This is a genomic window from Luteimonas sp. A478, from assembly GCF_054052025.1.
Genome location: NZ_JBSVRF010000002.1, coordinates 466898 through 479856 on the forward strand (window position 1 = coordinate 466898; position 12959 = coordinate 479856).

Annotated in this window: 12 protein-coding genes; 6 read left to right on the plus strand and 6 right to left on the minus strand. The window is 69.4% G+C overall.

Going from position 1 to position 12959, the window contains the following annotated elements; genetic code table 11:
• The first annotated feature begins 26 nt into the window (after positions 1-26).
• From ACW7G3_RS05765 to ACW7G3_RS05775, 3 genes are all read left to right on the plus strand, one after another.
• Positions 27-1211 (plus strand): class I SAM-dependent methyltransferase, encoded by a 1185-nt coding sequence (locus tag ACW7G3_RS05765; RefSeq protein ID WP_456981645.1) that lies wholly within the window; start codon positions 27-29, stop codon positions 1209-1211.
• Positions 1208-1621 (plus strand): VanZ family protein, encoded by a 414-nt coding sequence (locus tag ACW7G3_RS05770; RefSeq protein WP_456975535.1) that lies wholly within the window; start codon positions 1208-1210, stop codon positions 1619-1621. Before ACW7G3_RS05765 ends, ACW7G3_RS05770 begins: the two co-directional genes overlap by 4 nt.
• A 192-nt stretch (positions 1622-1813) precedes the next feature.
• Positions 1814-2830 carry an aminoglycoside phosphotransferase family protein gene (locus ACW7G3_RS05775; RefSeq protein WP_456981646.1) on the plus strand — a complete coding sequence of 339 codons (1017 nt, stop codon included), beginning with the start codon at positions 1814-1816 and terminating at the stop codon, positions 2828-2830.
• 137 nt (positions 2831-2967) lie between these two features.
• On the opposite strand, the gene ACW7G3_RS05780 is transcribed toward ACW7G3_RS05775, so the two are convergent.
• Both ACW7G3_RS05780 and ACW7G3_RS05785 read right to left on the minus strand, forming a co-directional pair.
• Complete coding sequence (locus ACW7G3_RS05780; protein WP_456981647.1) at positions 2968-4200, minus strand: multifunctional CCA addition/repair protein; 1233 nt, start codon at positions 4198-4200, stop codon at positions 2968-2970.
• 48 nt (positions 4201-4248) lie between these two features.
• Entirely contained in the window at positions 4249-6177 is a 1929-nt protein-coding gene (locus tag ACW7G3_RS05785; protein WP_456981649.1) for a transglycosylase SLT domain-containing protein, read from the minus strand.
• A 156-nt stretch (positions 6178-6333) separates the two neighbouring features.
• On the opposite strand from ACW7G3_RS05785, the gene ACW7G3_RS05790 reads away from it, so the two are divergent.
• Complete coding sequence (locus ACW7G3_RS05790) at positions 6334-7128, plus strand: sulfite exporter TauE/SafE family protein (protein WP_456981650.1); 795 nt, start codon at positions 6334-6336, stop codon at positions 7126-7128.
• Between the two features lie 18 nt (positions 7129-7146).
• Here ACW7G3_RS05790 and ACW7G3_RS05795 read toward each other — a convergent pair whose 3' ends face one another.
• The 4 genes from ACW7G3_RS05795 to ACW7G3_RS05810 form a co-directional block, all read right to left on the minus strand.
• Positions 7147-7893 (minus strand): endonuclease/exonuclease/phosphatase family protein, encoded by a 747-nt coding sequence (locus ACW7G3_RS05795; RefSeq protein ID WP_456975607.1) that lies wholly within the window; start codon positions 7891-7893, stop codon positions 7147-7149.
• Between the two features lie 86 nt (positions 7894-7979).
• Positions 7980-8786: a thiol:disulfide interchange protein DsbA/DsbL gene (locus ACW7G3_RS05800; RefSeq protein WP_456981652.1), complete on the minus strand. Its 807-nt coding sequence runs from the start codon at positions 8784-8786 to the stop codon at positions 7980-7982.
• 50 nt (positions 8787-8836) lie between these two features.
• On the minus strand, positions 8837-9475 hold the full coding sequence (locus ACW7G3_RS05805) for a thiol:disulfide interchange protein DsbA/DsbL (RefSeq protein WP_456981653.1): 639 nt from the start codon (positions 9473-9475) through the stop codon (positions 8837-8839).
• A gap of 101 nt (positions 9476-9576) precedes the next feature.
• A complete protein-coding gene (locus ACW7G3_RS05810; RefSeq protein ID WP_456981654.1) occupies positions 9577-10551 on the minus strand; it encodes a c-type cytochrome in 975 nt (324 codons plus the stop codon).
• Between the two features lie 121 nt (positions 10552-10672).
• Between ACW7G3_RS05810 and yihA the strand changes: the two genes are divergently transcribed.
• Positions 10673-11278 carry a ribosome biogenesis GTP-binding protein YihA/YsxC gene (yihA, locus tag ACW7G3_RS05815; RefSeq protein WP_456981655.1) on the plus strand — a complete coding sequence of 202 codons (606 nt, stop codon included), beginning with the start codon at positions 10673-10675 and terminating at the stop codon, positions 11276-11278.
• A gap of 261 nt (positions 11279-11539) precedes the next feature.
• Positions 11540-12907, plus strand: a complete 1368-nt coding sequence (locus ACW7G3_RS05820; RefSeq protein WP_456981656.1) for a glutamate--cysteine ligase — start codon at positions 11540-11542, stop codon at positions 12905-12907.
• Positions 12908-12959 lie beyond the last annotated feature (52 nt).

A 12959-nucleotide genomic window follows, 5' to 3' on the forward strand; every position in this document is an offset into this window, starting at 1 on the left:
CCGTGGGGGTTGCGTAAACTTGGGGCATGACTGAGTCCGACGAAAACGACACCGCTGCGCTCGCCCACAGCGGGCGCCTTGAGGCGCTGATCCGCGAGCAGATCCAGGCCGCCGACGGCGCAATTCCATTTTGGCGCTTCATGGAGCTGGCGCTGTACGCGCCGGGGCTGGGCTATTACAGCGCCGGGGCGACCAAGTTCGGCCGTGCGGGGGATTTCATCACCGCGCCGGAGATCGGGCCGCTGTTTGCCGAATGCGTGGCCGAGACGGTGGCGCCGGTGCTGGCGCAGCTGGGCGCGGAGGCGCAGATGGTGGAGATCGGCGGTGGCAGCGGGCGGTTTGCCGCCGATGCCATCAGCCATCTGGTGGCCCTGGATGCGCTGCCTGCGCGTTACGTGATCCTCGAGCCCAGCGCGGACCTGCGCGAGCGCCAGCGCGAATACCTGCGCGCGCGGCTGGCACCGGAGGTGTTCGAGCGCGTGCACTGGCTGGACGGGCCGCCGGATGACACCTGGGACGGCGTGCTGTTTGCCAACGAGGTGATCGATGCCCTGCCGACGCCGCGATTCTGCGTGCGCGGCGGCGACGTGCTTGAAGAGCACGTGGCGATCGGCGAAGACGGCGCCTTCGTGCGTACCGAGCGCCCGGCGGATGCATTGCTGACGGCCGCGGTGCGACATGTGGAGAGCCAGCTGGAGCGGCCGTTCGCCGATGGCTACCGCTCCGAGCTGCTGCCGCAGCTGCCGTACTGGATCCAGGCGGTGGCCGGCGGACTGCGCAACGGAGTAATGCTGTTCGTCGATTACGGTTTCGCCCGGCGCGAGTACTACCTGCCCGAGCGCAATGACGGCACCCTGCGCGCGTTCCACCGCCATCAGGTGAGCGGCGATGTCTTCGCCAACCCCGGCCTGCAGGACCTCACCGCCTCGGTGGACTTCACCGCGCTGGTGGAAGCGGGCACCGGGGCCGGGTTCGAGTTTTCCGGCTACTGCAACCAGGCCGCGTTCCTGATCGGCAACCGGCTGCCGGAGCGGCTGGTCGCGCACGAGGCCGGGGCCGCGGACGAAGCCGCGCTCTATTCGCTGCGCCAGCAGGTGAAGCAGCTGACCCTGCCCGACGGCATGGGCGAGAGCTTCCAGGCGATGGGGTTCGAGCGCGGGGTGGACTTCAGCCATGCCTTCCTGGCGGGTGATCTGAGCCATCGCCTGTGACCCGATTGCGTGTGGGCAGGTCGCTGAAGCCGTTCCGCCGGCCGTGGCTGTGGAGCGGGCTGTGGTGCGTTGCGATCGCTGCGGTGGTGGTGGTGTCACTGGCGCCGCCGCCGCCGATGCCGCCGGTGGAAGGCGGCGACAAGATCGGCCACTTCCTGGCGTATGGCGTGCTGGCCGCGGCCGCGGTGCAGCTGTATGCACGCTGGCCGGCGCTGCTCGGCGCCGCACTGGGACTGGTGCTGATGGGCATCGGGTTGGAATGGGCCCAGGATGCGCTGACCGAGACCCGGCAGATGGAGCGGGCCGATGCGCTGGCCAATACGCTGGGCGTGATTGCCGGGCTGGCGACGCGGCTGACGCCCCTGCGCGACCTCCTGCTGCGGCTTGATGGAGGCAGGTCACCCGCGTAGGAGCGCGCCACGCGCGCGAAGCCGCGTGAATTACGGCCCTGCCGCGTGGCGTTGGTCCCGGCGCAGTGACCGACGCTCCACCGCGCCGCCAATGTCACGCGGTTTCGCGCGCATGGCGCGCTCCTACGGTTGGGGGCCTTTTCGCGGATGAAATTGCTAATCTGCCGTGATGATCCAGACCCGGTATCCAACATGACCGTGATCTCGCTTGCCGCACGCGCGCCGGAGGCGGCGCGCGCGGCCGTGCGGCTGGCGTGGGCGCGCAGTGCCAGTGGCGTTCCCGATCTCGCGCTGGAGCGGGCTTCCGCCGATGCGGGCTTTCGCACCTACTGGCGGGGGCGCACTGCGGACGGCTCCCTGATCGTGATGGATTCGCCGCCGGCGCTGGAAGACGTACGCCCGTGGCTGCGCATGCACGCGGTGCTGGAGGCTGGCGGGGTGCGGGTGCCGCGGGTGCTGGCGCGCGACGACGAGGCCGGGTTCCTGCTGATGGAGGACCTCGGCGGCGACACCTGGCTGCAGGCGGTGGACCGGCTGGATCCGGAGGCGACTTTCGACCTGGCCATTGACCAGCTGCTGCAGCTGCAGCAGCTCGAGTGCCCGCCGGACCTGCCCGCATATGATGCCGCGCTGTTGCAGCGCGAGCTGGACCTGTTCGAAGAGTGGTATCTCGGCCGCCACCTCGGGGTGGAGCTGGACGCCGGCGAGCGCGAAGGCCTGCGACGGGTGCAGCAACTGTTGATCGAATCCGCACTGGCACAGCCGCAGGTGTTCGTGCATCGCGACTACATGCCGCGCAACCTGATGCCGGTTGATGGCGGGCTGGCGGTATTGGACTTCCAGGACGCGGTGCGCGGACCGGTAGCCTACGACCCGGTGAGCCTGGTGCGCGATGCGTTCCACAGCTGGGAGCCGGAGCGCGTGCGCGGGTGGCTGGGCCGCTATCACGCCCGCGCCAAGGTGGCGGGCATCCCGGTGCCGGAGCTGGCGCAGTTCCTCCGCGACGCCGACCTGATCGGCGTGCAGCGGCATTTGAAGGTGCTGGGTATCTTTGCGCGGCTGAATTACCGCGACGGCAAGCCCAGGTACCTGGCTGATGCGGAGCGGTTCCTCACTTATCTGGCAGAAGTGATCCCGCAGTATCCGGAGCTGGCGCCGCTGGCGGCGATCCTGGACACCTGCACAGGCCCCAGCCCCACCGCCGCCTGACTCTCCCGGTAGGAGCGCGCCATGCGCGCGAAGCCGCGTGAATCCTGGCGTTGGTACGTGGCTTCGGCCCAGTTCGCCGGGACCGAAGCCCTATCGCAAAGATCAACGTCACGCGGTTTCGCGCGCGTGGCGCGCTCCTACAGTGGGGCGGATTGCCGGGTGGCGGCGATGGCGTCGATGCGGGCTTTGCGCAGGGCGCGACCGATGGCGGGGCCGGTCATGCCTTCATGGACCACGTCGCGGGCGCTGACCGCCATGGCGGCGGCGTGCAGGCGTTTGAGCTCGGGACCCTGCGGATAGTCGGCATCCTCGAAGCCCAGGCGGCCGCGGCGGTCGGCTTCGCACACCAGTACGAGGGCTGCGATGCGCTCCGGCTTGCGGAAGGCATCGCAGCGCGCCAGCAGGTCGTGCACGGTGGCGTCGCGCAGTTCCAGCGTGCGGTGCACGTTGAGGTGCTCGCGACAGGCGACGCGAGCCAGCTCGCGGTGCGCGTTGGGCACCTTCAGCCGGTCGCACAGCCCTTCCAGCGGCTTCAGGCCGGCCTGCTCGTGGCCGATGTGGCGCGGCCATTTCGATTCGGGCGTCAGCGCCTTGCCCAGATCGTGGGTGAGCGCGGCAAAACCGATCACGCCGTCGCCCGGAGCCAGCCGTGCGGCCATGTCGCTGACCAGCTCCTGGTGGATGCCGGTGTCGATTTCCGGGTGGTATTCCGCGCGCTGCGGAACGCCGTACAGGGCGTCCACTTCCGGCAGCACCGCGGCCAGGGCGTTGGCCTGGCGCAGGGTCTGCAGGAACGCCGATGGACGCGCGGCAGCCAGCGCCTTGGCCAGCTCCTGCCAGGTGCGCTCGGGCACCAGCGCCTCGAGTTCGCCGCTGGCGGAAATCTCCCGCATCAGCGCCATCGTCTCCGGCGCCACGCTGAAGCCCAGCGACGCAAAGCGGGCCATGAAGCGGGCCGCGCGCAGCACCCGCAGCGGGTCTTCGACAAAGGCCGGGCCCACATGGCGCAACACGCGCTGTTCGATGTCGCGCTGGCCGTTGAAAGGGTCCGTCAGGCTGCCGTCGGGCGCCTCGGCGATCGCGTTGATGGTGAAGTCGCGCCGCTCCAGGTCCTGTTCCAGGGTCACCGACGGATCGGCGTGGACCACGAAGCCGCGATAGCCGGGTCCGCTCTTGCGCTCGGTCCGGGCCAGCGCATGTTCCTCGCCGGTATCGGGATGCAGGAACACCGGGAAGTCGCGGCCCACGGCGCGGAAGCCGGCGGCGATCATCGCCTCTGGCGTTTCGCCGACCACCACGAAGTCGCGGTCGCCGGCGGGCAGGCCGAGCAGGCGGTCGCGGACGGCGCCGCCGACGAGATGGATGTCCATGCGGGCATGATGCCCGGGGTCACGCGGCTTCGCGCACATGGCGCGCTCCTACACGCCGGAGGCGGGGCAGGCGAACGCGCGGGTGGGCGCGCCGGTGCGCCCGAGCATGCGCTCGCTGATCGGCACCGCGGCGCCGTTGAGGCGCCAATCGTAGATCACGCTGAAGGCCATCACCCGGGCCACGTACTCGCGGGTTTCGCGGTAGCTGATGGTCTCGATCCACAGGTCGGGATCCATGCTGCCGCGCTGCGCCTGCCAGCGGGCGGTGGGCGTGGGCCCGGCGTTGTAGGCCGCCGAAGCGATGTAGGGAAATCCGTACTGGTCGCGACGCTGGGCCATGTAGGCGGTGCCGATGCGGATGTTGGTGACCGGGTCGTAGAGGCTGTTGCCGCCGCTCCAGCTGAGCCCCAGGCGGCGGGCCACCGCCGCGCCGGTGCTGGGCAGCACCTGCATCAGGCCGCGGGCGTCGGCCGGCGAGCGGGCGTTCGGATTGAAGGTGCTCTCGGCGCGGATCTTGGCCGCCACCCAGGCCGGGTCCAGGCCGTTGCGGGCTGCCTCGGCGCGGATCACCTCGTCGTAGTGCAGCGGGAAACGCAGCTCGTACAGGCGCGTCTCCTCGGGCTGGCGACCGAGCCCGAACACCGCCCGGTCGAACCAGCCGTTGTCCTGGGCCACCTTCACCGCGATCCGGCGCTGCTCATCGGTGAACTGCTCCAGCGCATGGCTCCATTCGCGGGTGGCCCAGCCGGGCCGGTCGGCACGGAACAGGGCCATCGAACGGATCATGGCCGGGTGGTTGGCGACCTGCGCGCGTGCCGAGGCATCGCCCGGTGTGGGCATCGGGCACAGCGCGTAGGGCTGCTGCAGGCGGTCGGCGGCAAGGAAGCCGTGGAAGGTGGCGTCGGTTGCCGCCTGCGCGTACTGCTCCCGGGCCTGCGGCTGATGGCCCAGCAGCTCGTGCATGCGTCCGGCGAAATAGGTCCAGCGCGAGCTGGTGCGCTGCTCGTCGTCCATTTTGGCGATCGCGTCCAGCGCGGCGCGCCAGTCGGAGCGGGTGATCGCCTCGCGCACGCGCCACTCGTGCAGGCGGCTGTCGTAGGCGGATTCGGGCACCAGATTCAGCCGGCGCGCAGAATCGGGCAGGTAGGAAGCCACCGTCCACAGCGCGATCTGGTGTTGCACGCGGCCGTTGGCTTCTTCATCGAACGCCAGTGCACGCGCATAGCGCGGCAGCGCGGCTTCGGCGGCGTCGGGATCATTGCGGCCAAGCTGGGCCAGCCCGTGGGAAGCCACCAGCCGGCTGCGTGCGCTCTTCGGCCAGCCCAGCGCGCGCTCGTGGGGGGCCTGTACGAAGGCGGCGTAATCCTCGGCCAGCGCGCGCTCGTCGGCGGGCAGGCCGCGCGCGGCCACCCGCATCACACCCGGGTTCCAGTCCGCCGCGGCCAGCTCCAGCCGCTCCCAGCGCAGTTCCGGGGTCAGCGCCCCACGCGCGTCGAGCGCCGCGAAGGGCGCATCGCATTCGTCCGGCAGCGAGCCGCCGCTGGAGCGCCAGATGCCCTGCACGGCCTGGTCCCACGCCGCATCGGCCGCGCCCAGGCGCTGGCGCGCGTTGAGCTCGATGCAGCGCAGCCGGGTGTTGGTGATCGAAGGCGACCAGGCGGCGCGGATGCCGGCCCAGTCCTGGCGCCGGTGCAGGGCGCGCAGGTATTCCTCGCGGAACTGTTCCGCCACCGCCTGGCCGGCGTAGCGCTCCATGAAGCCCTGCGCCTGGGCCTGGGGCAGCGACTCCAGGTTGCGGCGCAGCGAGGCGAATTCCACCCAGCCATAGGCCGGGTGGGACGCCATGTGCGGGGCCACCCGCTGGCCGCGCGCAGCGGATTCAAACGCGGTGCGCAGCTGGACGGTATCGGTCTGTGCGGGCGCTGCCCCGGGCAGGGCAAACAGGACCAGGGTGGCGGTAAGCAGGAGTATTTTCATTGGGGGTCGCAGGCTGGTTCGGTGCGCAGACGACTATAGCGAAGGGTGGATGAAGCCCCGCAGTGGTCGGCGGTGGTGCGGGCCGCGTGGACGCTGCGTTATCCTTGTTGCCGGCCCGTAGCACCCGCTGCGGGCCGGTTTGTTTTCGGAGCCGGGATGCTGACGCTGCTGCTGATTTTCCTTGCGCTGGGCGCGCTGGTGGGCGTGCTCGCCGGCCTGCTGGGCATTGGCGGCGGGCTGGTGCTGGTGGCGTCACTGGCCTGGCTGCTGCCGCAGTACGGAGTGCCCAAGGACGCCGCCATGCACGCGGCGCTGGCCAGTTCGCTGGGCAGCATCGTGTTGACCGGGATTTCCTCCACCCGCGCCCACCACCGGCGCGGCAGCGTGATCTGGCCCAGCGTGGCCTGGCTGGTACCGGGCATGCTGCTGGGGGCGTGGCTGGGCAGCCGCTTCGCGATCGGCCTGGATGGCGCGGTGCTGAAATGGTGCGTGGCGGGCTACTGCCTGCTGATCGCGGCGCAGATGGCGTTTTCAGGCGCGCCCGCTGCAGGTGCAAGTGCGGTGGGTCCGCGCGGTGCGGGTCTGACCGCGGCCGGCGGGGGCATCGGGGCGCTGTCGGCGCTGGTAGGCATTGGCGGCGGCAGCATGACGGTGCCGCTGCTGACCTGGCTGGGCGTGGCGCCGGTGCGGGCGGTGGGCACGGCGGCGGCCTGTGGCATCTTCATCGGCCTGGCCAGCGCCGTGGGCTATGCCGTACAGGCGCCTGCGGGGGCGCTGCCCGAGTACGCGTTGGGGTACGTCTACCTGCCCGCGGCGGTCGGGGTTGCGGCGGCTTCAATCCTGACCGCGCCGCTGGGCACCCGGCTGGCACACGCAATCAGCGGCGCGGCGCTCAAACGCACATTCGCCGTGTTCATGGCGTTGGTGGGTATCGCGATGGCGCTGTGGTGAGATGGCCCGGTGGCAGGCTCAGCCGGCGGTGCGCAGGGCCTCTTCGGGCACGTCCAGGTCCACCGACAGGGCCAGGTGGTCGGACAGCGCGGCGGGCAGGGCGCGCATGTTGCTGGTGGCCAGGCTGTTGGTGATCAGCACATGGTCGATCGCCCGCTGCGGGCGCCAGCTGGGGAAAGTGTGGACGCTGCAGTCCGGCGGCTGCAGCGAGGTGTGCCGGTACAGCACCGACATCTCGGGCCGGTCCGGGGTGCAGTTGAAGTCACCCATCAGCACCGCGTTGGGATAGTCGCTGAGCAGCTCGGCGATGTAGCCAAGCTGCGCCGCGCGCGATTGCGCGCCCAGCGACAGATGGGCCACGGCGATGGTCAGGCCTGCCTCGCCTTCGCCGAAGCGCGCCAGCAGCAGGCCGCGTCCGCGTACCCGCCCGGGCAGCGGATGGTCCATCACCTCCATCGGCTCGAGGCGGCTGAGCAGCGCGTTGGCGCTGGAGGCCACGTTGGCCACCTTGCGATTGGGCTGGTGGGTCCAGTAATCGAACCCGCCGCGCTCGGCCAGGTAGTGGGTCTGGTTGGTGAAGCCGGAACGCCAGCTGCCGGGATCGCTCTCCTGCAGGCCGACGATGTCGTGACCGCCGGCCAGCTGGGCGATCTGGTCCAGCGACTGGCGCTTGCCGCCGGTCGGCAGCACGTGCGACCAGCTGCGTGTGGCGTAATCGCTGTAGCGCCGGGTGCTGGACCCGGCCTGGATGTTGGCGCTCAGCAGTTTGATGGTCTGGCGCCCGAGGGATTGCGCGCGCAGCAGTGACTCGGCACTCGGCCGGGTCACCAGACGCTGGTCCCGGGCGGTGTTCATTGCGCGGCGTCGTTCCCGCCGGCAGCGCGCTCGCGCGCCACCAGGTGGTCGACGATGCGCAGCACTTCCTGGTAATCCTGGCCGCTGGTCACCCGGTACTTGCCGTTGACGATCATGGTCGGAGTGGCGTCCACGCCGGCGGCTGCGATGAACTGCTGGGCGCGGCGCATCTGGCCGCTGACCGCGAAGCTGTCCATGGTCTGGGCGAACCTGCGCGCATCCGCACCCTGCTGGGCATAGAACGCGGCGATGGCATCGTTGCTGACGCCCTGCACCGGCAGCGAGCGCTCCAGGTGGATGGCGCGGAACATCTGCTGGTGGGTGGCGTCCACCAGATCCATCGCTTCGGCGGCGTAATAGGCCTTCGCGAACGGCGTCCAGAAGCCGCCAAACGGCGCGGCCAGCATGGTCACCCGGACGTCCTCGGGCTGGCGCTGTTTCCATGCCGAGATCACCGGCTCGAAGCTGGCGCAGGCGCCACAGGTGTAGCCGAACACCTCGACGACTTCGACCTGGCCGTTGAGCGGCTGGAACGGCTGGCCGTTTTCGATCACCACGTAGTTGGTGCCTTCCACCGGGGCGGGGCCCTGCGGTGTTGCGGCCTGGACCGGGGCGTCCGTGGTGGCGGTATCGGCAGTGGCTTCTGCGCTGGCCGGGGCGTCCGACTCGGGCGCGGCGGTCTGTTCAACAGCCGGGGTTTCGCCCGGTGCAGTGGCGGCAGGCGCGGCGTCATCCTGCTGGGCGCAGGCAACCAGCAGCAGCGGCAGGAGCAGGGAAATCAGGGCGTGGCGGAAAGAGTTCATGAGCAGATCTCAGGCTTTGTCTGGTGAAATTGGGGTCAAGGGGCGTTGGCTCAAGGCTCGCGCTCCATGGCAATCAGCTGATCGGCGATACGCAGCACATCCTGCAGGGTACGCCCCTGGACGCGGTATTTGCCGTTGATGACCAGTGTCGGCGTGCCCTGGGCGCCGCTGCGGACCAGAAATTCATGCGCTGCGTCGAGCTTCTGCTGGACCTCCACGCTCTGCGCGGCTTCGGCAAGGCGCGCGCGGTTCAGGCCCAGATCCAGGCCGGCATAGAAAGTGCTGATTTCGGCCACAGTGGCGTTGCGGGCCAGCAGACCGCGCCGATGCACGGCATCGAAGGTGGCCGCGTGCACCGCATCGGATTGGCCCAGCGCCCGGGTAGCGAAGAACATGGTGGCGAAGGGATCCTGTCGGCGGTAGGCCGCGGGCACGTGGCTGACACGCACGTCGTCGGCCTGGCGCCGTGCCCAGGCGTCGAGAATCGGGCGGAATTCATCGCATACGTGACAGGCGTAGGAGAAGATTTCGGCGACTTCGATCTGTCCTTCCAGCGGCTGCCAGGGCGGGCCCTCGGCAATGCGGACGTAATCTTGGCCTTCAATCGGGGTCTGGGCGGCGGCGGGAGCGGCCAGTGCCGGAGCCAGTACCAGCAGCAGCGGGAGGAGCCAGCGGGCGGTGATGTTCATCGGGTCGGGGCTTCCGGGCAAAAAAAAGCCGGCCGATAACGCGGCCGGCAAATGATTTCAAGGAGACTGTACGGACTCAGACCCGCAGCAGGCGTGAAAGTTCACGACTGCGCGGCAGGCTCCTGGGATTCTTCGCCTGCGTCGACCTGATCCTGGTCGGCATCAGCGTCGACGTTGGTGTCGGTATCGGCGTCACCGTCGGCGGGCTGGTCGCCTTCGCCGGCTTCGTCGCCGTCCGCGGTGTCGGGCGCGGGCTCGGCGGGTGCGGGCGCTTCGGCCGGCACTTCCACCTGGGCCATGGCGGCGCGGGTGGCGGCGTCCGGGCGCGCATGCAGGCCTTCCATGTAGCTGCCCAGGGCCTGGATTTCCTCGTCGGTCAGGTCGGAAGCGATCTGCGCCATGATGTTGAACAGGCGCGGATCCTGCGGCTGGGTGCTGCCGTCACGGTAGGCCTGCAGGCGCTGGACCGCGTACCAGGACGGCTGGCCGGCAACCTGCGGATAAGCGGGGCCGGGGTTGCCGGCGCCGGCGGGGCCGTGGCAGGCCATGCAGGCCGGGATGCCGCGATCCATGTCACCGCCGACGAACAGCTTTTCGCCGATTTCGTAGAACTTCGCGCCCTCGAAGGGACCGGCTTCGACCACGGTGTCGTCGGCCAGGCCGCTGTCCGATTCCTGCAGTGCGTAGTAGGCGCCGACATCGCGCATTTCCTGGCCGCTGAGCATTTCGGCAAACGGCTGCATGATCGGGCTCATGCGCTCGCCGGTCTTGAACAGGGCCAGCTGGTGGGCCATGTAGCGTTCGCTCTGGCCGCCCATGGACGGATAGATGTCACGAACGGTGGCCTTGCCATCCATGCCGTGGCAGGCGGCGCAGGTGGAAGCCAGCGCGGCGCCGTTGTCGGGATCTCCCCAAGTGGTGCCTTCGAGGATTTCCGCGACGCTCAGGACTTCCAGCGGCGCGGATTCAACCGGCACCTCTTCTTCCAGCGGCAGGACGGTGGACTGGGCAAAGGCAACCGCGGCGGCTGCCAGGGTAACCAGACCGACAAGGGCGTAGGCGCGAGCGTGGCGCATGCTTGGCTCCGGGATACAGATGACCGGGCATGATGCACCCGGCAGGACGCCGAATTATCGTCGCCGGGCATGAGCGCGGTCAAACCCGACGCCGGCAGCCCCAGCGTGCGATGCTATCGCGATGTCGAATCCCCTCGCCCGCGCCAGCTACAGGCTGGCTGCCCACACCCCGTCCCAGCTGCCGCTCGACAGCGGCCATGAAGTGGCCTTTGCCGGGCGCTCGAACGCCGGAAAATCCAGCGCGCTCAACGTCATTTGCAACCAGAATGCGCTGGCGCGGGTGTCGAAAACGCCCGGTCGCACGCAGCAGCTGGTGTTTTTCCAGATCGAGCCGCACGAAGACCGCCACCTGGTGGATCTGCCCGGCTACGGCTACGCCAAGGTGCCCAAGGACCTGCAGGCGCACTGGAAACAGTTCATCGCCGGCTATTTCGCCCAGCGCCAAGCGCTGCGCGGGCTGGTGGTGGTGATGGATATCCGCCATCCGCTGAGGGAATACGACCGCCAGATGCTCGGTTACGCGGTCAATCGCGGCCTGCCCGCGCACGCGTTGCTGACCAAGGCCGACAAGCTTGGCCGCGGCGCCTCGGGCAACGTGCTGCAGGAGGTGCGCAAGGAGCTGCAGTCCGAGTACGGCAACGGGGTGAGCGTGCAGACCTTCTCCGCGCTGCACAAGACCGGTCTGGATGAGGCGCGGGCGGTGATCCGGGGCTGGATGGAACTGTAAGAGCGCGCCACGCGCGCGAAGCCGCGTGACGTCTGGTCACGCGCAAGGGTTCCGGTTCAGGACGGCGGCGCCGACGCCACGCGGCATCGCCATGATTCACGCGGCTTCGCGCGCATGGCGAGCTCCTACGAAGGTAAGGCGGGAGCTGCATGGCGTGTTCCAGCGCCGGAACGCCGCGGGGCGGCGGCCACCGGTAAACTGAGCAGGCTGCGGCGTGCGCTGATGTCGCCGCGTTCTTCACTTCCACCAGGGCGGTTGCCAATGTCGAGTTCCACCCAGGCCGGCGAGCAAGCGCCGATCACCCATCGCGACCAGCTGGTGGAGGTTCCCGCTTCGGGCGTGAAGCCGCGCACCGATTGGCGCATCGGCACCGAGCACGAGAAGTTCGGCTTCCGCCTGGACGACCTGCGTCCGCCCACCTTTGACGGCGAGCGCGGCATCGAAGCCGTGCTCAAGGGCCTGGCCAGCTACGACTGGACCGAGGTGCAGGAAGGCGGGCACACCATCGCCCTGACCCGCAACGGCGCTTCGGTCTCGCTGGAGCCGGCCGGGCAGCTGGAGCTGTCGGGCGCACCGCTGGAAGACATCCACCAGACCTGCGCCGAGGTGGGCAACCACCTGTACGAGCTCAAGACCGTGGCCGACGGGCTGCGGTTGGGGTTCCTGGGCATGGGCTTCCAGCCCAAGTGGCGCCGCGAGGACATGCCGTGGATGCCCAAGGGGCGCTACGGGATCATGCGCGCCTACATGCCCAAGGTCGGCAACCTGGGCCTGGACATGATGACCCGCACCTGCACGGTGCAGGTGAACCTGGACTACGCCAGCGAAGCGGACATGGTGAAGAAGTTCCGCGTGGCCCTGGCGCTGCAGCCGGTGGCGACGGCATTGTTTGCCGATTCGCCGTTCACCGAAGGCAAGCCCAACGGCTTTCTCAGCTACCGCTCGCACATCTGGACCGATACCGATGCGGACCGCACCGGCATGCTCGACTTCGTGTTCGAGGACGGGTTTGGCTACGAGCGCTACGTCGATTACATCCTCGATATGCCGATGTATTTCGTGCAGCGCGGTGAGCGCTACATCGATGCCAGCGGGCAGAGCTTCCGCGATTTCCTCGCCGGCCGGCTGCCGGCGCTGCCGGGCGAGCTGCCGACGCTGACCGACTGGACCGACCACATGACCACGGCGTTCCCGGAGGTGCGGCTGAAGAGCTTCCTCGAGATGCGTGGCGCCGACGGCGGGCCGTGGAACCGGCTGTGCGCGCTTTCGGCGTTCTGGGTTGGCCTGCTGTATGACGATGCGGCGCTCGACGCCGCCTGGGACCTGGTGAAGGACTTCACCCGTGAAGAGCGCCACGCGCTGCGCGACGGAGTGCCGAAGCACGCGCTGGGCCTGCCGTTCCGCGGTGGGAAGGTGCAGGATCTCGCCATCCGCGCCCTGCAGATTTCAGCCGCCGGCCTCGCCCGCCGGGCGATCGTCAACGAGCAGGGCAGCGACGAGGTCCGCTTCCTCGAGCCGCTGATCGAGTTCGCCGAATCCGGCCAGACCCCGGCCGAGCGCAAGCTGGCCCTGTTCCACGGCGAGTGGGGCGGGGATATCGACCAGGTGTTCCGCGAGTTCGCGTACTAGGCCACCGCTGCTCCTACGGGGGGGCGTCATGCTGGGCGGTGTAGCCTTCCAC